Annotated in this window: 16 protein-coding genes; 10 read left to right on the top strand and 6 right to left on the bottom strand. The window is 61.4% G+C overall.

Translation table 11 applies throughout. The annotated features are described in order from the left end of the window. Positions 1-301 precede the first annotated feature (301 nt). Positions 302-1,123 (top strand): alpha/beta fold hydrolase, encoded by an 822-nt coding sequence (locus M0D64_RS35430; RefSeq protein WP_200567330.1) that lies wholly within the window; start codon positions 302-304, stop codon positions 1,121-1,123. A gap of 82 nt (positions 1,124-1,205) precedes the next feature. On the opposite strand, the gene M0D64_RS35435 is transcribed toward M0D64_RS35430, so the two are convergent. Then, entirely contained in the window at positions 1,206-1,745 is a 540-nt protein-coding gene (locus M0D64_RS35435; RefSeq protein WP_154566051.1) for a DUF2867 domain-containing protein, read from the bottom strand. Between the two features lie 419 nt (positions 1,746-2,164). Here M0D64_RS35435 and M0D64_RS35440 point away from each other — a divergent pair, with 419 nt between their 5' ends. Next, on the top strand, positions 2,165-2,992 hold the full coding sequence (locus M0D64_RS35440) for an NAD(P)-dependent oxidoreductase (protein WP_266261202.1): 828 nt from the start codon (positions 2,165-2,167) through the stop codon (positions 2,990-2,992). Positions 2,993-3,021: 29 nt separating this feature from the next. After that, positions 3,022-4,314, top strand: coding sequence for an MFS transporter (locus M0D64_RS35445; RefSeq protein ID WP_266261203.1), 1,293 nt, complete (start codon positions 3,022-3,024; stop codon positions 4,312-4,314). Between the two features lie 154 nt (positions 4,315-4,468). Here M0D64_RS35445 and M0D64_RS35450 read toward each other — a convergent pair whose 3' ends face one another. Together M0D64_RS35450 and garL are read right to left on the bottom strand one after the other, a co-directional pair. Beyond that, on the bottom strand, positions 4,469-5,383 hold the full coding sequence (locus M0D64_RS35450; protein WP_266261204.1) for a 2-hydroxy-3-oxopropionate reductase: 915 nt from the start codon (positions 5,381-5,383) through the stop codon (positions 4,469-4,471). An 11-nt stretch (positions 5,384-5,394) separates the two neighbouring features. Then, positions 5,395-6,195 carry a 2-dehydro-3-deoxyglucarate aldolase gene (gene garL, locus M0D64_RS35455; RefSeq protein ID WP_266261205.1) on the bottom strand — a complete coding sequence of 267 codons (801 nt, stop codon included), beginning with the start codon at positions 6,193-6,195 and terminating at the stop codon, positions 5,395-5,397. 232 nt (positions 6,196-6,427) lie between these two features. Between garL and M0D64_RS35460 the strand changes: the two genes are divergently transcribed. Further along, positions 6,428-8,011 carry an aldehyde dehydrogenase (NADP(+)) gene (locus tag M0D64_RS35460; protein ID WP_266261206.1) on the top strand — a complete coding sequence of 528 codons (1,584 nt, stop codon included), beginning with the start codon at positions 6,428-6,430 and terminating at the stop codon, positions 8,009-8,011. 116 nt (positions 8,012-8,127) lie between these two features. Here the strand turns inward: M0D64_RS35460 and M0D64_RS35465 are convergent, their stop codons facing one another. The 3 genes from M0D64_RS35465 to kdgD all read right to left on the bottom strand — a co-directional run bounded on the left by M0D64_RS35465 (position 8,128) and on the right by kdgD (position 11,465). Further along, entirely contained in the window at positions 8,128-8,871 is a 744-nt protein-coding gene (locus M0D64_RS35465) for a FadR/GntR family transcriptional regulator (protein WP_266261207.1), read from the bottom strand. 198 nt (positions 8,872-9,069) lie between these two features. Continuing rightward, positions 9,070-10,422, bottom strand: a complete 1,353-nt coding sequence (locus M0D64_RS35470) for an MFS transporter (protein WP_266261208.1) — start codon at positions 10,420-10,422, stop codon at positions 9,070-9,072. Positions 10,423-10,547: 125 nt separating this feature from the next. Further along, positions 10,548-11,465: a 5-dehydro-4-deoxyglucarate dehydratase gene (kdgD, locus tag M0D64_RS35475; protein ID WP_266261209.1), complete on the bottom strand. Its 918-nt coding sequence runs from the start codon at positions 11,463-11,465 to the stop codon at positions 10,548-10,550. Positions 11,466-11,704: 239 nt separating this feature from the next. Here kdgD and garD point away from each other — a divergent pair, with 239 nt between their 5' ends. The 6 genes from garD (at position 11,705) to M0D64_RS35505 (ending at position 18,710) form a co-directional block, all read left to right on the top strand. Further along, the gene (garD, locus tag M0D64_RS35480) at positions 11,705-13,294 is read left to right on the top strand and encodes a galactarate dehydratase (protein ID WP_154566060.1); all 1,590 of its coding nucleotides are present in this window, start codon (positions 11,705-11,707) and stop codon (positions 13,292-13,294) included. Between the two features lie 34 nt (positions 13,295-13,328). Then, positions 13,329-14,171, top strand: a complete 843-nt coding sequence (locus M0D64_RS35485) for an NAD(P)-dependent oxidoreductase (RefSeq protein ID WP_266261210.1) — start codon at positions 13,329-13,331, stop codon at positions 14,169-14,171. After that, entirely contained in the window at positions 14,168-15,097 is a 930-nt protein-coding gene (locus M0D64_RS35490) for an SMP-30/gluconolactonase/LRE family protein (protein ID WP_266261211.1), read from the top strand. The genes M0D64_RS35485 and M0D64_RS35490 overlap by 4 nt, the downstream gene beginning before the upstream one ends. A gap of 641 nt (positions 15,098-15,738) precedes the next feature. Then, positions 15,739-16,731, top strand: coding sequence for a TRAP transporter substrate-binding protein (locus M0D64_RS35495; protein WP_054040221.1), 993 nt, complete (start codon positions 15,739-15,741; stop codon positions 16,729-16,731). A gap of 139 nt (positions 16,732-16,870) precedes the next feature. Further along, positions 16,871-17,350: a TRAP transporter small permease gene (locus M0D64_RS35500; RefSeq protein WP_054040219.1), complete on the top strand. Its 480-nt coding sequence runs from the start codon at positions 16,871-16,873 to the stop codon at positions 17,348-17,350. 7 nt (positions 17,351-17,357) lie between these two features. Beyond that, a complete protein-coding gene (locus tag M0D64_RS35505; protein WP_097396902.1) occupies positions 17,358-18,710 on the top strand; it encodes a TRAP transporter large permease in 1,353 nt (450 codons plus the stop codon). Positions 18,711-18,826 lie beyond the last annotated feature (116 nt).

Below are 18,826 nucleotides of genomic sequence, written 5' to 3' on the forward strand. Positions count from 1 at the left end.
GCCGCATCGCCATCCGCTGTTTCATTCCTGATAGTCATTTCGAATACCACGTGAACCGATCCGGTTCTTCGTGTGTCCGTCATCAAAATGCGTTGCAGGCCGTGTCATGCTTGAGCGAGCGTCTCCTCGAGCATCGGCTGGTTGTTTCCCTCCCATGTCCCACTCACGCGCGTCAAGTTCGTCCTGCATTCGCTGTTAACGATTTTCGTTGGGCGGCACGGCTTGTGCTGCCCGACCGGTTTGAGCGTCACGCTTCATCCACCTGCCGGTGACGGCAGACTTCATCCAAAGGAGTCGACAGATGAGCACGATCACCACGAAAGACGGTACGGAAATTTTCTACAAGGATTGGGGCAAAGGGCGCCCGGTTGTTTTCTCGCACGGCTGGCCGTTGTCCGCGGACGCCTGGGACGCGCAGATGCTGTTCCTCGGCAGCAAAGGGTTTCGCGTGATCGCGCACGACCGGCGCGGCCATGGCCGTTCGGCGCAGACGTGGGACGGCAACGACATGGACACCTATGCCGACGATCTTGCCGCGCTGATCGAACACCTCGACCTGCAGGACGCCACGATGGTCGGCCATTCGACCGGAGGCGGGGAGGTCGCGCACTACATCGGCCGTCACGGTACGAAACGTGTGGCGAAGGCTGTGCTGATCGGCGCGGTGCCGCCGCTGATGCTCAAGACTGAGGGCAATCCCGAGGGCACGCCGATCGACGTGTTCGACGGCATCCGCAAGGGTGTCGAGGCGGATCGTTCGCAGTTTTTCAAGGATCTGGCGTTGCCGTTTTACGGCTATAACCGTCCGAACGCGAAGGTGTCGCAAGGTGTGATCGATTCGTTCTGGGCACAAGGCATGGTCGGGTCGATCAAGGGCTTGTACGACTGCATCAAACAGTTCTCCGAAGTCGACTACACGGAAGACCTGAAGAAGATCGACGTGCCGACACTGGTATTGCATGGCGACGACGACCAGATCGTGCCGATCGATGCCGCAGGCCGCAAGACGGCGAAGATCGTGAAGAACGCCACGCTCAAGGTCTACCCGGGCGGGCAGCACGGCATGTGCACTGTGGAGGCGGACAAAGTGAATGCCGATCTACTGGAGTTCATCGGCTCGTAATGCGCTGACGTAGCAAGTGCGGCTGGCGAAGGGAGATTATCCCGCGCTGGCCGCACCCGTACCCGCGTACGATGGCCGCCGCTCAGGCAGTTGGCCAGCCGATGCGCGCCGCTCGGCGCAACGTCGAGCGAACCACCAACCGGTGGAACGGAGCGATGGCGAGGATATAAAAACGCCCAAGCCCGTTGTGACAGTGCACGACCGTGGACAGAATCAGATAGCGCGCGCTGCCCTCGTGCGTATCGCGCGTTTGCTGCAATATCGAAAGCCGGAAGTCTAGATGGCTGTCGTTCTCGCCGAGAATGATCTCGCGTGCGCTGCGCGTGTAGATTCGGAAGATGTCGACCCGATCCCTTGAGCCGGGTGGATTCGCCATGCGCAACTGCTTCGACGTCTTGAGCCCGAAGCGGGCGACTAACGCATCACGCAGCCCCAGCAGTTTCGCTATCCATCCCGCCTGATGGGCGAACATAAAGCGCGCGAGCAATTCCGGGTCGTCGATTGCGTTGTCCGGCAAGCGGACGGCGTACGCGTCCGCGAGGTCCGGGGCATCGTATATGCGGGCCACGCCGGATTCGGCCGGCACGGCAACGGAAAGCACGGAACGGTGGGCATCTGGCATGGGATGGTGCTGCGCCGAAAGGAGAACGGGGTGGAAAGGGCGACTTCGCCGCGGGGCGCCGCAGTTCGATCGCGCGCATGCGCGTCAAGTCTACGCGTGCTCGACGGCGCGCGCTCAAGCATCGGTGCCCATCGAACCAACCGACCGTATGCGCTGGATGACGTATGACCAGGCATTAATTTGCGCATCAAGTTATACGACGTCACATAAATTGATGTGTGACATAGATACTTGTTTGCAAAAGATAAATCGCCAAGCGGCTGGCGTTTGTACGGGTAAATGCCCGGTTGAAATCCACCTTGGAATCGAAGATAGTACGTTATCGTACAACTAAGGGCTGGTTCCAGCCCGTTGCCGCCACGGCTCGACTGCTTGCCGTCCTCCGGCTCTAATCGCGCGCGGCGCTGTAAAGGATCCTTATGAAGAAGATTGCCCTGAGTGGAGCCGGCGGCCAGCTCGGCTCGGTAGTGCGGACGGCGTTGGTCGGCCGCGGCATCCCCTTGCGTTCGGCCGCGGGTTCGAAGCCCCTCGTGCCGCTAGTGGAAGGCGAGGACGTGATGCACGGCGACCTGCGCGACCCCGCCGTCGTGGATCGCCTGCTGGAGGGCGTCGACGTGCTGATTCACTTCGCCGGCACGAGCGTGGAACGTCCGCTGCCCGAAATCATCGACAACAACCTGCGCGCGCTGGTCGAGGTGTACGAGGGTGCGCGCCGGCAAGGCGTTCGGCGCGTGGTGTTTGCCAGCTCGAACCATGCGATCGGCATGTATCCGGTCACCGACCATCTCAGTCTCGATTGCGCACTGCGCCCCGACGGTTTCTACGGCTTGAGCAAGGTGTGGGGCGAAGCACTGGCCAGAATGTATTGGGACAAGCACGGTATCGAGAGTATTTGCGTGCGCATCGGCAGTTGCCTCGAGCGGCCGACCGAGCAGCGACACCTGAGCACCTGGTTTGGTCATCGAGACCTGCTGCATTTCCTCGATCGCTGTGTCGAGGCAGAGGACATCGGGTTCATCACCGTGTGGGGCGTGTCAGCCAACACGCGTAGCTGGTGGGACAACAGCGGCGCCGAGCGCCTCGGTTATCAGCCGACTCAGGACGCCGAAGCCTACGCCGAGGAAATCCTGGCGCGGCCGAATCCGCTCGATGCCTTGGGTCAGCGTTACCAGGGCGGCAGCTTCGTCGGCATCGATTACTCGCGCGACGACACCACGGGCAACGACACCGTGGGCCGGCCGTTCTGATTGGTTAAGGAATACGAGGAGACGCAGTCATGAAAATCAAGGGCATCCGCTGGTGGATGGTCAGCCTGGTCGCGGCCGGGCTCATCATCAATTACCTCGCGCGCAATACGTTGTCGGTCGCGGCGCCGACGCTGATGAAGGACCTCAACATCACCACCGCGCAGTATTCGCATGTCGTGGTGGCGTGGCAACTTTGCTATGCATTCATGCAGCCGGTCGCGGGCTATGTGCTCGACACCGTCGGCACCAAGATCGGCTTCGCGGCGTTCGCGCTGGCCTGGTCGCTGGCCTGTGCCGCGGCGGCATGGTCGACGGGCTGGCGCAGCCTGGCGTTCTTCCGTGGCGTGCTCGGTATCGCTGAGGCGGCGGGCATCCCGGCCGGCGTCAAGGCGACGAGCGAGTGGTTTCCAGCCAAGGAGCGTTCCGTTGCGATCGGCTGGTTCAATATCGGCTCGTCCGTCGGCGCGCTGCTTGCGCCACCGCTGGTCGTTTGGGCGTTGTTGCACGGGCAATGGCAATGGGCTTTCCTGATCGTCGGCGTGGCGGGGATTGTCTGGAGCACGCTCTGGATGTTGCTTTACAAGCACCCGCAGAAACAGAAGCTGTTGAGCGACACGGAGCGCGATTACATCCTCAGCGGGCAGGAGGCAAAGCACAGCGATGCCGGCGCGGTCAAACGCAGTTGGGCATCCATGCTCGGCAGTCGCGACTTCTGGGCGATCGGCATTCCCCGGATTCTTTCCGAGCCGGCCTGGCAGACGTTCAACGCGTGGATTCCGCTGTACATGATGACCGAGCGGCACATGAACCTGAAGGAAGTCGCGCTGTACGCGTGGATGCCTTTTCTGGCGGCGGATATTGGCTGCGTGCTCGGCGGTTACCTCAGCCCGCTGTTTCATAAGTACGCGAAGGTTTCGCTGTTCACGTCGCGCAAGATGGTGTTCGTCGTTGGCGCGCTCTGCATGATCGGGCCGGCTTGCGTCGGGCTGGTGGCAAGTCCTTATGCGGCCGTCGCGCTGCTGTGCATTGGCGGCTTTGCTCACCAAACGCTGTCGGGTGCGTTGTACGCGATTACCTCCGACATGTTCGGCAAGAACGAAGTTGCCACTGCCACAGGCATGGGCGGCATGGCGGGTTACCTGGGCGCAGCGGCGTTCACGGCGCTGTTCGGCGTGCTGGTCACGCAGATCGGCTACAGCCCGTTGTTTGTGGTGCTGGCGGTATTCGACATCGTCGCGGCGGCTGTGGTGTGCCTGCTGGCCCGAAGCGGTGACAAGACGCCCGATCCGCGCTGGATGGCGGCGGGTGCTGCGGCCAGGTGAGTAGCGATTAGGGCCGGCGCTCGAAGCGCGCCGGGTAATGGAAATGGCGGCGTCCTTGGACGCCGCCATTTGTTTTAGTTCCCGCTTAACGTTGATCGACGATCGTAGTGTTGCAAGTCGTCGAACCGATGATCACGTTATTCAACTTGCGGGTTTAGGCGGTCTTCTGGCCGATCTCGTGATTGGCGAGTATTTCGAGCGCGCGCACCATGGCGGAGTGGTCCCATGCCTTGCCGCCATGCGCCACACAGGCGTTGAAGAGCTGCTGGCAGGTGGCCGTGTTCGGCAAGGAGACGCCGAGCGCCTGGGCCGTCGAGAGCGCGAGATTCAGATCCTTCTGGTGGAGCTCGATCCGGAAGCCCGGGTCGAAGGTGCGCTTCGTCATCCGTTCACCGTGTACTTCGAGAATGCGCGAAGACGCAAAGCCGCCCATCAGTGCTTCGCGCACGCGTGCCGGATCGACGCCCGCTTTGGAGGCGAGCAGCAGTGCTTCGCCGACGGCCTCGATCGTCGCGGCGACGATTACCTGATTGGCCACCTTGCACACCTGGCCCGCGCCGACAGCGCCGATCAGCGTGACGTTCTTGCCCATCATGTCGAAGAGTGGCTTGACGCTATCGAAGGTTGCCGGCTCGCCACCCACCATGATGGTCAGCGAACCGGCCTTGGCGCCGACCTCGCCACCTGAAACCGGTGCATCCATATAGTCCGCGCGGCGCTCGCGCACGCGGGCTGCGAAGTCGCGAGTGGCCATCGGCGAAATCGAGCTCATGTCGACCACTGTCTGTCCGGGGCGCAAGGCCTCAGCGAGGCCGTGTTCGCCAAACAGCACGCGTTCGACGTCCGGCGTATCCGGCACCATGACGAAGATCACGTCGGCATGCGCGGCCACGGCAGCCGGGCTGTCACACGCAACGGCACCGGCCTGGGTGAGTTCGTCGGGAACGCCGCTGCGCGTAAACGCCGCGAGGGCCACGCCGTTCTTGAGAAGGTTGGCGGCCATGGGCTTGCCCATGATGCCGAGTCCGATAAAGCCTGCTTTTTGCATGGAAATCTCCGGAGATGTCATGGCGGCCGTCCTTACTTCTGGTCCGCCTGTTTCTGCATGAAGTGTTTTTGAACTGTCTGCGCGGCGGCTTTCAGTAGACCCATATCGGCACAGACCGCGATGACGCGGCAACCCATCGAGATATAGCGCTCCGCGTCGGCCTGCACGGGCGCGAGGATGCCGCTCGGCTTGCCGGCCGCCTGGGCGCGCTCGAAGACGCGCGCTACGGCCTGTTGCACGTCGGGATGGTTCGGGTTGCCGATGTGGCCATAAGCAGCCGCGAGATCGGACGGGCCGACGAAAACGGCATCGACGCCATCCACGGCGAGAATCTCGTCGATATTATCGACCGCCTTGCGGCTTTCGATCTGAACGATGACGCAGACGTTGTCGTTAGCGATGTCGAAGTAATTGGCGACGGTCGCATAGCGATTGCCTCGCTGGCTCACCGAGACGCCGCGGATGCCCTGAGGCGGGTAACGCGTTGCGGCGACAGCGCGCACTGCGTCTTCGGCGCTGTCGACGAACGGCACCAGAAAATTCGAGAAGCCGCTGTCGAGGAGACGTTTGATGAATACGCTGTCGTTGGCCGGCGGGCGCACCACAGGCGCGCTCGGGCTGTCCTTGAGCGCCATCAACTGGGGGATCAGCGTCAGAACGTCGTTCGGTGCGTGCTCGGCATCCAGCAGCATCCAGTCGAAGCCGACAATGCCAAGCAGCTCCGTAGCAATCGGGCTGGCAAGCGAAGCCCAGCAGCCGATCAGGGTTTCGCCGCCGCAGACGGCGCGGCGAAAGCTATTGGGCAAAGGCTGGTACGGCGTGGCGGCTGTCATGGGTGTCTCCTCGAGCTGCGATTGAGCGGGCAGGTAAGCTGGCAAGTTCCGACGTTTGCTGAATGAAATGTTATAGGTCGTCGTACATCTTAATGAAGATTAGCATCGGCCTGATAGGTTGTAACGGCCACGTAAACCCGAATTCCTCGCGGAGCAAGGGTTTCAGGTTGCTGCAGGTCATTCAATGTTATAGGATGACCTATATCTTAGATGTCCATCCAAGGAAAGCGAAATGTCTATTACCGGCGAAATGCTGATTGGCCGCAAAGCAGTGCGCGGCGAGGAAAAACCTATGCGTGCGTTCAATCCCGCCACGGGATCCGATATCGCCGAGCCGGTGTTCGGCAGCGGCTCGGTCGCGAATGTCGAACTCGCCTGTGAACTCGCACAGAAAGCGTTCGACCCGTACCGGCATCTGCCGCTCACGGTGCGCGCCGAGTTTCTCGAGCGTATCGCGGACGGCATCACGGCGCTCGGCGACGCGTTGATCCAGCGTGCGCACGAAGAGTCCGGCCTGCCGAAGGCGCGCCTCGAAGGCGAGCGCGGCCGGACGACTGGCCAGCTCAAACTGTTCGCGCAAGTCGTACGCGCCGGCCAATGGCTCGCCGCCACGCTCGATTCACCGTTGCCTGAGCGCAAGCCGCTGCCGCGTTCCGACCTTCGGATGCAAAAGATTCCGCTGGGCCCGGTCGCCGTATTCGGCGCCAGCAACTTCCCGCTCGCGTTTTCGGTGGCGGGCGGCGACACTGCAGCGGCGCTTGCGGCGGGCTGCCCGGTGGTGGTGAAGGCGCATCGTGCTCACCTGGGTACCTCCGAGATGGTCGGCCGTGTGATTCAGCAAGTCGCGCAGGACATGGACTTGCCTGAAGGAGTGTTCTCGATGATCGTCGGCGCCGGCAATTCCGTCGGTGAAGCACTGGTCGCGCATCCGGCGATCAAGGCGGTGGGCTTCACGGGTTCGCGCGCAGGCGGCACGTCGCTGATGCGCGTCGCGGCTGCACGGGCCGAGCCGATTCCGGTCTACGCGGAAATGAGCAGCATCAACCCGGTGTTCCTGCTGTCGAATGCGCTGTCGCAACGCGGTGAGACCATCGCGCGTGGCTTCGTCGATTCGCTGGTGCTCGGCGCGGGGCAGTTCTGTACCAACCCGGGGCTTGCGATCGCCGTCGACAGTGACGCACTCAAAGGTTTCGTTGCAACGGCGTCCGAGGCGCTGAGCGGCAAGCCGGCGCAGACCATGCTGACAGCCGGCATTCATGCGGCCTATGAAGAGGGCGAGGACAAGCTGGCGGCAACGCGAGGCGTCGAGGCGGTTGCCCGAGGCATTGACGCGACAGGACCGACGCAGGCTTGCGCGGCCTTGTTCGTGACAGACGCGCTGACCTTCCTGTCCACGCCGGCGCTGGAGGACGAGGTTTTCGGGCCTGCGTCGACCATCGTGCGCTGCAAGGACGAGCAGGAGTTGCTCGCGGTTGCCGAGCACTTTGACGGTCAGTTGACCGCCACGGTGCAAATGGATAGCGCGGATCTTGCGGCGGCGAGGAAGCTGGTGCCGATTCTCGAGCGCAAGGCCGGCCGGATTCTGGTCAACGGTTTCCCGACCGGCGTCGAGGTTTCGCACGCGATGGTGCACGGCGGTCCGTACCCGGCCACGTCCGACAGCCGGGCGACGTCAGTGGGGACGACGTCGATCGAGCGCTTCCTGCGTCCGGTGTGCTATCAGGATTTCCCGGCCGATCTGCTGCCGGAAGCGCTGGCCGACGCCAACCCGCTGGATCTGTGGCGTCGTCGCGATGGCGAGATCACGCGCAGCTAAGCGATGCTGTAAGCGGCGCCCAGGTGGGCGCCGCGTGAGACAAAAAAATGGCCGGGATATCCCGGCCATTTTTTTGCATCCAGCGCGATGAATCAGTGCGTGTTCAGCGCAAGGAATCAGCTATTTGCTTCAGCCGTTTCGTTGGCACGCCGCAGCCGCTCGCGGCTATTCGACAGATGCATACGCATCGCCGCGCGCGCGCCTTCGGCGTCGTGCCGCGTGATCGCCTCGAGAATGCTTTCGTGCTCCAGATTGACGAGCGACAGATACGCGTCGGGTTCAGCACGCGCGATCCCCGCCGAATCGAGCCGGTTGCGCGGAATCAGCGCACTTCCCATTTGCGTGAGGATGTCGACGAAGTACCGGTTGCCAGTTGCACGCGCTACGGAGATATGGAACTGCAGGTCGGCATCGACACTATCCAGCCCGTTGTGGCGGGTGGCTTCGATCGCGTCGAGCGCGGTGCGCATGCGCGCGAGATCGTCCGGCTTGGCCCGTTGAGCGGCGAGACCCGCGCATTCCGTTTCAAGGCTGATGCGCAGTTCCAGGATCGACAGCACGTCGCGCAAGGTGGTGGCGGGCACCATGTCGATGCCCAGTTTTTCGCGTTGCGGTTCCAGCACGAAACTGCCGATGCCATGGCGCGTCTCAATGATCTTGCCCGCTTGCAAGCGTGAAATCGCTTCACGGATGACGGTGCGGCTGACGCTCAGCGTGACCATCAATTGCGATTCGGTCGGCAGTTTGTCGCCGGGCTTCAAGGCGTTGGACGCGATTTGCTCGGTGACGTAGCTGACGACAAACTCGGCAAGATTACGCGCGCGCCGTGGCGGTGCTGCGGATGCCAGTGGTGTAGCCATCGAAAACGCCCCTTGAATCAGATAGTTGCAGGTACTTCCTGCGATTCATTATACCGTCGTCTGACGACTGATTATATAAACGCCGGATCATTTTCGGCATCGGTGTCGGACCTGGCGTCGATGCCCGGTTTCAGGCGCCTGGCGGACAAGCCGCGTTATTTTGCAGGCGCCCCGGGAAGTACGATAACAGCCTGACTGCTAGCCCCGGCGCAGTTCGACCCGTTTGATGTCTTTCACGATCACGAGGTAGCTGAACACCGTCAGCAGGGCATTCAGGCCGACGAAAACCAGCGCGCCGTTGAACGACCCGGTCTTCGCGACGAGATAGCCGATCACGATGGGCGTCACGATGCCGGCGACATTGCCGAACATATTGAAGATGGCGCCCGACAGACCGAGCGCCTCTTTCGGCGACGTATCCGCCACCACGGCCCAGCCGAGTGCGCCGATGCCCTTGCCGAAGAACGCGAGCGACATGAGCGCGACGACGATCCAGTCGGTCGAAACATAGTTGCAACCGATGATGCACACCGACAGCAGCATGCCGCCGACAATCGGCACCTTGCGCGCGATGGTGAGCGAATGTCCGCGCCGGATCAGCCCATCGGACAGAATGCCGCCCAGCACGCCACCGGAGAATCCGCAAATCGCGGGCAGCGATGCCACCAGACCCGCCTGCAGAATCGTCATGCCGCGCGCCTGCACGAGGTAGATCGGAAACCAGGTCAGGAAAAAGTAGGTCAGCACGTTGATGCAGTACTGGGCGAGATAGACGCCGAGCAGCATGCGATTGGTCAGCAACTGACGCACCAGCGACCAGCCACCGATGCTGGCGATGTCCTCAGCCCGGGCGGCTTTCGTGTGCCCGTTCACCACGCCGCCGCCCTGTTCGATGTAGTCGAGTTCGGCGCGCGAGACACGCGGATGATCGGCGGGGTTCTTCATCACCTTCAGCCAGGTGAGGGCGAGTAACAGTCCGGCCGCGCCCATCACGAGGTAGACCGCGTGCCAGCCGAACGCATGGGTCAGCCATGCCATCAGCGGCGTGAAAATGACTGCCGCGAAGTATTGCGCTGAATTGAAAATGGCGGAGGCCGTGCCGCGTTCGTTGGTGGGAAACCAGCTGGCCACGACCTTGGCATTGGCCGGAAACGCCGGCGATTCAGCGGCGCCCATTGCAAAGCGCAGCACGAACAGCGCGGTGACGGCTGCGGCTGCACTGCCCAGCAGACCGATCGAGCTTTGCAGCAGCGTAAACAACGACCACAGGAAAATGCTCGCCGCGTAGACGCGCCGCGCGCCGAAGCGGTCGAGTAGCCAGCCTGCCGGCAATTGCGACAGAACATAGGCCCAACTAAACGCGGAGAAGATGTAACCCATCTTGATCGCGTCGAAGCCGAACTCGGCACGCATCGCGGATCCGGTTACCGAGAGCGTGGCGCGGTCCGCGTAATTGAATGTCGTGATCACAAAGATCAGCAACAGAATCGCGTAGCGGACCTTGGTGCGCTTTGCGACGTGGGCGGGGCTCGCGGTGCGGCTCATTTCCATCGTCATCTCCTGAATTTTTATCAGTGAAAAAGCGCCCGGCGACGTTGCCGTCCCGGGCGCTCTTTACGGTGCCGCGTGCTCGAGCCAGGTTCGGCCAGGTTCGCGCGGCTTGGCGCCTTGCTGCATTACTGCGCGCCGAGCTTCTTGATCAGCACGTCGAGTTGCGCCATTTCTTCTTCGGTCAGATCGGTCAGCGGTGCGCGCACCGGACCTGCGCTGTGGCCGACCAGCTTCGCGCCGGCCTTCACGATGCTGACCGCGTAGCCCTGGCGGCGGTTGCGGATCGCCAGATACGGCAGGAAGAATTCGTCGATCAGCTTGCCGACGGTCGCGTGGTCGTCCGCGGTAATCGCGCGGTAGAAGTCCATCGCGGTCTTCGGGATGAAGTTGAATACGGCCGACGAGTACACCGGCACACCCAGCGCCTTGTAGGCCGCGGCGTAGACTTCAGCGGTCGGCAGGCCGCCGAGGTAGGAGAAGCGGTCGCCGAGACGGCGGCGGATCGACACCATGTTCTCGATCTCGCCCACGCCGTCCTTGAAGCCGATCAGGTTGGGGCAGCGCTCGGCCAGCCCTTCGAGCATGTCGGCGTTAAGCTTGGAGTTCGCGCGGTTGTAGATGATCACGCCCAAGTTCGGCACGGACTTGCAGACTTCTTCCGCGTGCGCCGCGATGCCTTCCTGGCAGGCTTCGGTCAGGTAGTGGGGCATCAGCAGAATGCCGTTCGCGCCGTGACGTTCGGCTTCCTGGGCATAAGCAATTGCGACACGGGTCGGACCGCCGGCACCGGCGAGAATCGGTACCTTGCCTTTGCAGACTTCGGTTGCCGTACGCACGACGTTCGAGTAGTCGTTATGCGTGAGCGAGAAGAATTCGCCCGTGCCGCCGGCGACGAACAGCGCCGACGCGCCGTAAGGCGCGAGCCATTCGAGGCGCTCGGCATAGGTGTCGGCGCGGAAATCGCCTAGTTCGTCGAAGTCGGTAACGGGGAAGGACAGAAGGCCTTCGGAAACGATCTGCTTCAGTTCCTGCGGTGTCGTCATGATGAGTATCCAGGGCGTCGAATGGGGTCGGTATTTAGAAATGATGATTTCTTATACGTCATCGTACAACAACAATTCGGCTAACTCAACGGTGTTTTCACGGCATAATGCGCGCCATAGGGTAAATACGGAACGTCTGGGCAATCTTTCATGTTGTAGGATGACGTATGAATGATTGGCGCAACAGTTGGCGCAACGATTGGCGCAGCAGGCGTGAAATCGCCACAAGGATCGATGTCATGGAACAAACCCCGCTCTACATTCGCGTTCACCCCAATGACAATGTCGCGATCGTCGTCAATGACGGCGGTCTGGGTGAGGGCGCCGTATTTCCCGATGGCCTCGCGCTGCGCGAGCGTGTTCCGCAGGGGCACAAAGTCGCGCTGGCCGATTTCGCGGAAGGCGACGAGGTCATCCGCTACAACGTGGTGATCGGCTACGCGCTCAAGGATTTGCCGAAGGGTAGCTGGATCAACGAGCACGTGATTCGCATGCCGAGTCCGCCGGGGCTGGAAGATCTGCCGATTGCCACCATCAAGGCGCCGGAGATGCCGCCGCTGGAAGGCTTCACGTTCGAAGGCTATCGCAACGCCGACGGCTCGGTCGGCTCGCGCAACATTCTGGCGATCACGACCACGGTGCAATGCGTGGCCGATGTGGTTCAGCACGCGGTCACGCGCATCAAGACCGAACTGCTGCCGCACTATCCGAACGTCGACGATGTCGTGAGTCTCGGCCACACCTATGGTTGCGGCGTCGCGATCGACGCCCCGGACGCAATGGTGCCGATTCGTACCGTGCGCAACATCAGCCTGAATCCGAATTTCGGCGGCGAAGTGATGATGGTCAGCCTCGGCTGCGAGAAGCTGCAGCCTGAACGCCTGATGCCGCCGGGCACGATTCCGATTGCCGCTGCTGCGAATGTCGCCGAAGTGGCTGACATCGGCGACGTCGAAGCCGATTTGAATGGCGACGTGGTGGTGCTTCAGGACGAGGCGCACGTCGGCTTCCAGTCGATGATCGAGTCGATCATGAGAATGGCCGAAGGCCATCTGAAGCGGCTGAACAATCGCCGCCGCGAGACCTGCCCGGCCTCCGATCTGGTGATCGGCGTGCAGTGCGGCGGCAGCGACGCTTTTTCCGGACTGACCGCTAATCCCGCCGTGGGCTTCGCTACTGATTTGCTGGTGCGCGCCGGGGCGACGGTGATGTTCTCCGAAGTCACCGAAGTACGCGACGGTGTCGATCAATTGACGGCGCGCGCGGCCAATGCGGATGTGGCGGCTGCGATCATCCGCGAAATGCAGTGGTACGACGATTATCTGAAGCGCGGCGGCGCGGACCGCAGCGCCAACACCACGCCCGGCAACAAGAAGGGCGGCTTGTCGAACATCGTTGAAAAGGCGATGGGCTCGATCATCAAGTCGGGCAACTCGGCCATCTCCGGCGTGCTGTCGCCCGGTGAAAAGGTCAAGCAGAAGGGCCTGATTTACGCGGCCACGCCGGCGAGCGATTTTATCTGCGGCACGCTGCAGGTCGCGGCGGGCATCAACCTGCATGTATTCACGACCGGCCGCGGCACGCCGTACAGCCTCGCGGAAGTGCCCGTCATCAAGGTCGCGACGCGCTCCGATCTCGCGCGCCGTTGGCACGATCTGATGGACATCAACGCCGGTACCATTGCGACCGGCGCCGCGACGATCGAAGACGTGGGTTGGGAGCTGTTCCGCCTGATGCTCGACGTCGCAAGCGGACGTAAAGAGACCTGCGCGGAGAAACTCAAACTCCACAATGCGTTGGTGCTGTTCAATCCGGCGCCGGTGACCTGATAGTACCGATCGTAATCACGACAAAGACTGAGACATGACTGACTCGAACCTTGACCGCCCGGCGGCGCAGAAACCTTTCCGCCGTCTTCTGCTCACCGGCGCTGCCGGCAACCTCGGCCAGCAGTTGCGCGGTGCGCTCGCTGCGTGGGCCGACGTAGTGCGCGTCACCGATATCGCGCCGCTGGGCGAAGTGGCAGCGCATGAAGAAGCATCGATCGTGGACCTCGCGGATGAAGCCGCCGTTCACGCGCTGCTGGAAGGCGTGGATGCGGTCGTTCATCTGGGCGGCATCTCCGTCGAGGCGCCGTTCGAAGATCTGCTCGAAGCGAATATCCTCGGTCTGTACAACCTCTATTCGGCCGCGCAGAAGCAGGGCGTGAAGCGCATCGTGTACGCGAGCTCGAATCATGCCGTGGGTTTTCATCCCACGACGTCGGTGGTTGATATCGACGCGCCGCTGCGTCCCGACAGCCTGTATGGCGTGACGAAGTGCTTCGGCGAATCGCTGTCGCGCTATTACTTCGACCGCTTCGGTCTCGAGACGGTGTGTCTGCGGATCGGCTCGTCGTTCGAGCAGCCGAAGAATCCGCGCATGCTCGTCACCTATCTGAGCTTCCGCGACTTTATCGAACTGGTGCGTTGCTCGCTGTTTACCACCCGGGTCGGGCACGCAATCGTTTATGGCGTCTCGGATAACCGGACCAAGTGGGTCGACAACACCAAGGCGGCGTTCCTCGGTTTTCGTCCGCAGGACAGTTCGGTCGAGTTCGAGCACCTCTTTCCGGTCACAGCGCCTACCGCCGAGCTCGACGATCCGACGCAGCATTTCCAGGGCGGTCCGTTCGTGCTGGCCGGTCCGATGGAGCCGAAGCGGTGAGCGGCTTGACGAAGCCGCGGGTGGAGCGTGTCGAAGCGGCAGGGCAGGCGCCCGCGTCAGTCGGCGAGAGCCCGGTATGGCGTGCCGCTGAACAGGCGCTCTACTGGGTGGATATTCCTGCGCAAAAGATCGTGCGGCTGCGGCTCGAAGCGGCTGAGCGCACCGAGTGGCAATTGCCGGAGAAGGTGGCGTGCATCGCTTTCGATCATCGCGGCACGGTGCTGGCGGGCTGTGAGACGGGGCTCTTTGCGGTCACGCTGACTGAAGGCGCGCCCCGCGGCGAAGCGATGAAGGTGACGGGCAGAAAGCTCGCCGCGCCGCGCTTCGCCTTCGACGATATGCGCTTCAACGACGGTCGTTGCGATAGGCAAGGGCGCTTCTGGTCCGGCACGATGGTGCAGGACATGGCTGCGGCAAATCCTGCGGGCGCGCTCTATCGTTTCGACGAGCGCGGCGTGCTCTCGGAGCCGGTTGTCGACGCGTTGATCACGCAAAACGGTCTGGCGTGGTCGCCCGATGGGACCACGATGTATCTGTCGGACTCGCATCCTCTGCGCCGGCAAATCTGGGCCTTCGATTACGACGTCGAAGCGGGCGAGCCGCGCAATCGGCGCGTATTCGCCGATCTGCATGATTACGTCGGTCGCCCCGACGGCGCGGCGGTGGATGCAGACGGCTGCTACTGGATTTGCGCAAACGACGCAGGCCTGTTGCTGCGCTTTACGCCGCAAGGCAAGCTCGATCGGCAGATTGCCGTGCCGGCCGTGAAGCCGGCAATGTGCGCGTTTGGCGGCCGGAATCTGGACACGCTGTTCGTGACGTCGATTCGTCCCGCGACGGGCGCGAGCGAACACGACGGCCACCTGTTTGCCGTTCGCCCCGGCGTGACCGGGTTGCCCGAGCCCGAATACGCGGGCGAACTCTGAATAAGCGACGTGAATGAGGTGGGGCGCCGGGGAATTAGCACGTCGGCGCCCAACAGTCGCAGCCTTTTATTCATCACTTGTCGTACAACATAGTGGCAAAAATGCCACTTTCGGGTCATCTTCCTCTCTACGAAAAATATAAATCCGTGAGGTGGGACTTTTGCTCGGTTCCCCTTCTGGCATGACTTTGATGTCGGATTTTGACCCGGAAACTCTTACGTCCAACCCGCTGTCGTGCGGGTAAATACCGGCTGTACAACTCAAACCACGTTTTATAGACTTCATATGTCGTCGTACAACATATGAGCCCAAACAAATTCCTTTCGAGATAGCTTTGGGCTGCCGGACAAAGAGGCCAGTGTTCTCTACGCGCATGACCAACGCGCGCGGGATTCATGCCGAAGCAGTCGAAGTAAAGAAGTCGAGTTGTCTGACAGGAGTGCTGAGCATCTGTGCCGGGGAAGTAGAACAGGCCAGCACGGCAAACCGCTCGCTACCCAGAGGGGGTGCGTGCGTGGAGCCGGGAGACGCATCAAAACCATGTCGCATCCATAAGGGGCCCTCCGTAAGCGACCCCGCGAAAGCGGTCCTTCGCAAGCGGTCCTCCGCATTCGGATGATCTAATTTCAAGGAATGTCACGATGAAAAACAAGTTTGCCTCTTCCCGTGTTTCGATGATTGTCGCGGCCTCCGTGCTGGCATTCAGCACCGTGTCGGCACACGCGCGCGTGTTCCGGGTGTCGGACGTGCATGGCGACACCTATCCGACCAATATGGCCGTGAAATACATGGGTGAAGAAATCAGCAAGGCAACCGGTGGCAAGGATTCCGTCAAGGTCTTCGGCAACAGCGCGCTGGGTTCCGAAAACGACACGATCGATCAGGTGCGCATCGGCGCATTGGACATGGCGCGCGCCAACGGTGCCGCGTTCAACGAGATCGTTCCTGAATCGATGATTCCGTCGCTGCCGTTCCTGTTCCGCGACATCGACCATTTCCGCAAAGTGATGTACGGCCCGGAAGGCCAGAAGATTCTCGACGCCTTCAAGGCGAAGGGCATGATCGCGCTGACGTTCTATGAGAGCGGCGCGCGCTCGATGTACGCGAAGAAGGCCATCCATTCGCCCGCCGATATGAAGGGCCTCAAGGTGCGCGTGCAGCCGTCGGATCTGATGGTCGACGAAATCAAGGCGATGGGCGGCACGCCGACGCCGATGCCGTTCGCCGAAGTCTATACGGGCCTGAAGACGGGTCTGGTGGATGGCGCGGAAAACAACCTGCCGTCGTACGAAGAGACCAAGCACTTCGAAGTCGCGCAGGTCTATTCCGAAACCCAGCATTCGATGACGCCGGAAGTGCTGGTGTTCTCCAAGAAGGTGTGGGACACGCTGACGCCGCAGGAACAGGACATCATCAAGAAGGCGGCGGCTGACTCCGTGCCTTACTACACGAAGCTGTGGACCGCGCGTGAAAGCGACGCGGCAAAGACGGTCACCAAGGGTGGCGCGACGATCGTTACCGCGTCGCAGATCGACCGTCCTGCTTTCGTGAAGGCGATGCAGCCGGTTTGGGCGAAGTATGAAAAGACGCCGCAAATGAAGCAGCTCGTCGACGAAATCCAGGCAGTCAAATAAGTTTGGACGTAACGCGGTGGGGAAGGGCCGTGCAGCACGGGCTGCCGGTTTTTCCCACGGTGCGGTTTCCTGAGCCGGTGAGGCTTGGCAGGATTCCTGAAGATCAAATATAAGTCCGCCGTATGCAAGGATGGGGTCAATGAGATTCATGAAACGCCCAAACGATTTTCTCTTCCGCGTGCTGGTGGTCGTGGCGTCGGCGAGTCTCGCCACGCTGTGCCTGTTGGTAATTTATAGCGTCGTGATGCGCTATGTCTTCAGCGATGCACCGGATTTTGTCGAACCCATTGCCCTCCTGCTGGTGATTGTGATCGCCATGTTCGGCGCCGCGCTCAAAGTTCGCGAGGGCGGCCACATTGGGCTCGACTCGCTAGTCAAGAAGCTGCCGCCGAAAGGCCAGACGATCGCCCATGCGTTCCAGCATATTTGCCTGATCGTGCTAGCCGTGGCGATTTTCTTTGGTTGCTGGCAGATGGCGGAGACGACGATGGACGACAAGATCCCGATCCTGGGCCTTCCGGAAGCGCTTCGATATCTGATTCCGGTCATTGCCAGCGCCTGCATCGCTCTGTTCTCGTTCGAGAACCTGCTGGGGCTTTTCGCACAGAAACAAAAATAGAAGAATCATGGAACTTGCCATCCTCTCAGTTAGTTTCCTCGTTTTCCTCGTATTCGGGGTTCCTGTTTCGTTCGCATTGGGACTCTCGTGCGTCCTGACGTATCTGTATGAAGGCTTGCCGGCGGCCACCGCCATGCAGTCGATGATTTCGGGAATGAACGCGTTTTCGTTTCTCGCCGTCCCGTTCTTCATTTTCTCCGGCGAGTTGATGCTGCACGGCGGTATCGCCGACCGCATCCTGCGCTTTGCGCAGGCCACGGTGGGTCATTTCCGCGGTGGGCTCGGCATGGCTAACGTGGTCGCGTGCACGCTGTTTGGCGGCGTGTCCGGTTCGCCGACGGCAGACACCTCCGCCATGGGCGGCGTCGTCATTCCGCTGATGAAGCGCGAAGGCTACAGCGCGGCCTATGCGGTCAACGTGACAACCCATTCGTCGCTGGCGGGCGCGCTGATGCCCACCTCGACGAACATGATCATCTATGCGTTCGCGGCCCAAGGCATCACCGGGACGTTGAACGGTCACCAGATGAGCGGCGTGTCGATCGGCGATCTGTTGTTTTCTGGTTTGTTGCCGGTGCTGTGGGTGATGGGTTTCGTGCTCATCGCCGCGTACTGGCAGGCGGTCAAGTTCGGCTATCCGCGTCGCCCTGACGGCTCGACCGAATTACAGCGCTTTCCTGGCTGGTTCGCGGTGGCCCGCACGTTTCTGGGTGCATTGCCCGGTTTGATGGTGATCGCGATCATTCTGGTCTGCGTGGCCAAGGGTATTGCTACAGCGACGGAAGCCGCCGCTATCGCAGTGGCTTATTCGCTAGTGCTGACGATCGTCATTTATCGCACGATGACGATGAAGAAGCTCTTTCATGCGCTGTCCAAGGCCGCTAAAACCACTGGCGTGGTGTTGCTGCTGATCGGCGTGTCGAACATGCTGCGCTACCAGATGGCCTATCTGGAGATTCCCGACGCCATCGAGCACATGCTCGATGGGGCAACGAGCTTGCCATGGTTGATGCTGCTTTACATCAACATCATCCAGATCTTTCTCGGCACGTTCGTCGACATGGCCGCGCACATCCTGATCACCACGCCCCTGTTCCTGCCGATGGCGATGCATGCCGGCGTCGGCCCCGTTCAGTTCGGGATCATGATTTTGCTGAATTGTGCATTGGGTCTCGTGCATCCGCCGATCGGGTCGGTGCAGTTCATCGGCTGCGCGATCGGCAATGTGTCGATAGGTGAAACCACCAAGGTGGCGTGGCCTTATTACCTGGCTATCTTCAGCGCGATCAACATCGTGACGTACGTACCGATGTTCTCGACGTGGTTGCCTAGCCTGATCAATGGTCACCCGGTGTTTTGAACGCTTGATTAAAAGTCGGCGCCGGTGTGGCACTGCCAGATATGACAAATAAGTTTTTTACAGAGGAGCAGAAATGAAAAAGGTAATAGCAACCTCGGCCCTTGGGTTGGTCGCCC

This window comes from Paraburkholderia sp. WS6 (assembly GCF_030464835.1).
Classification (GTDB): Bacteria; Pseudomonadota; Gammaproteobacteria; order Burkholderiales; family Burkholderiaceae; genus Paraburkholderia; species Paraburkholderia madseniana.

Coding starts and splice junctions, on each gene's coding strand:
- M0D64_RS35485 (WP_266261210.1), top strand. CDS start 13,329: ATGACTGACTCGAACCTTGACCGCCCGGCGGCGCAGAAACCTTTCCGC.
- M0D64_RS35430 (WP_200567330.1), top strand. CDS start 302: ATGAGCACGATCACCACGAAAGACGGTACGGAAATTTTCTACAAGGAT.
- garD (WP_154566060.1), top strand. CDS start 11,705: ATGGAACAAACCCCGCTCTACATTCGCGTTCACCCCAATGACAATGTC.
- M0D64_RS35435 (WP_154566051.1), bottom strand. CDS start 1,745: ATGCCAGATGCCCACCGTTCCGTGCTTTCCGTTGCCGTGCCGGCCGAA.
- M0D64_RS35495 (WP_054040221.1), top strand. CDS start 15,739: ATGAAAAACAAGTTTGCCTCTTCCCGTGTTTCGATGATTGTCGCGGCC.
- garL (WP_266261205.1), bottom strand. CDS start 6,195: ATGACAGCCGCCACGCCGTACCAGCCTTTGCCCAATAGCTTTCGCCGC.
- M0D64_RS35440 (WP_266261202.1), top strand. CDS start 2,165: ATGAAGAAGATTGCCCTGAGTGGAGCCGGCGGCCAGCTCGGCTCGGTA.
- M0D64_RS35500 (WP_054040219.1), top strand. CDS start 16,871: ATGAGATTCATGAAACGCCCAAACGATTTTCTCTTCCGCGTGCTGGTG.
- M0D64_RS35460 (WP_266261206.1), top strand. CDS start 6,428: ATGTCTATTACCGGCGAAATGCTGATTGGCCGCAAAGCAGTGCGCGGC.
- M0D64_RS35465 (WP_266261207.1), bottom strand. CDS start 8,871: ATGGCTACACCACTGGCATCCGCAGCACCGCCACGGCGCGCGCGTAAT.
- M0D64_RS35505 (WP_097396902.1), top strand. CDS start 17,358: ATGGAACTTGCCATCCTCTCAGTTAGTTTCCTCGTTTTCCTCGTATTC.
- kdgD (WP_266261209.1), bottom strand. CDS start 11,465: ATGACGACACCGCAGGAACTGAAGCAGATCGTTTCCGAAGGCCTTCTG.
- M0D64_RS35470 (WP_266261208.1), bottom strand. CDS start 10,422: ATGGAAATGAGCCGCACCGCGAGCCCCGCCCACGTCGCAAAGCGCACC.
- M0D64_RS35445 (WP_266261203.1), top strand. CDS start 3,022: ATGAAAATCAAGGGCATCCGCTGGTGGATGGTCAGCCTGGTCGCGGCC.
- M0D64_RS35450 (WP_266261204.1), bottom strand. CDS start 5,383: ATGACATCTCCGGAGATTTCCATGCAAAAAGCAGGCTTTATCGGACTC.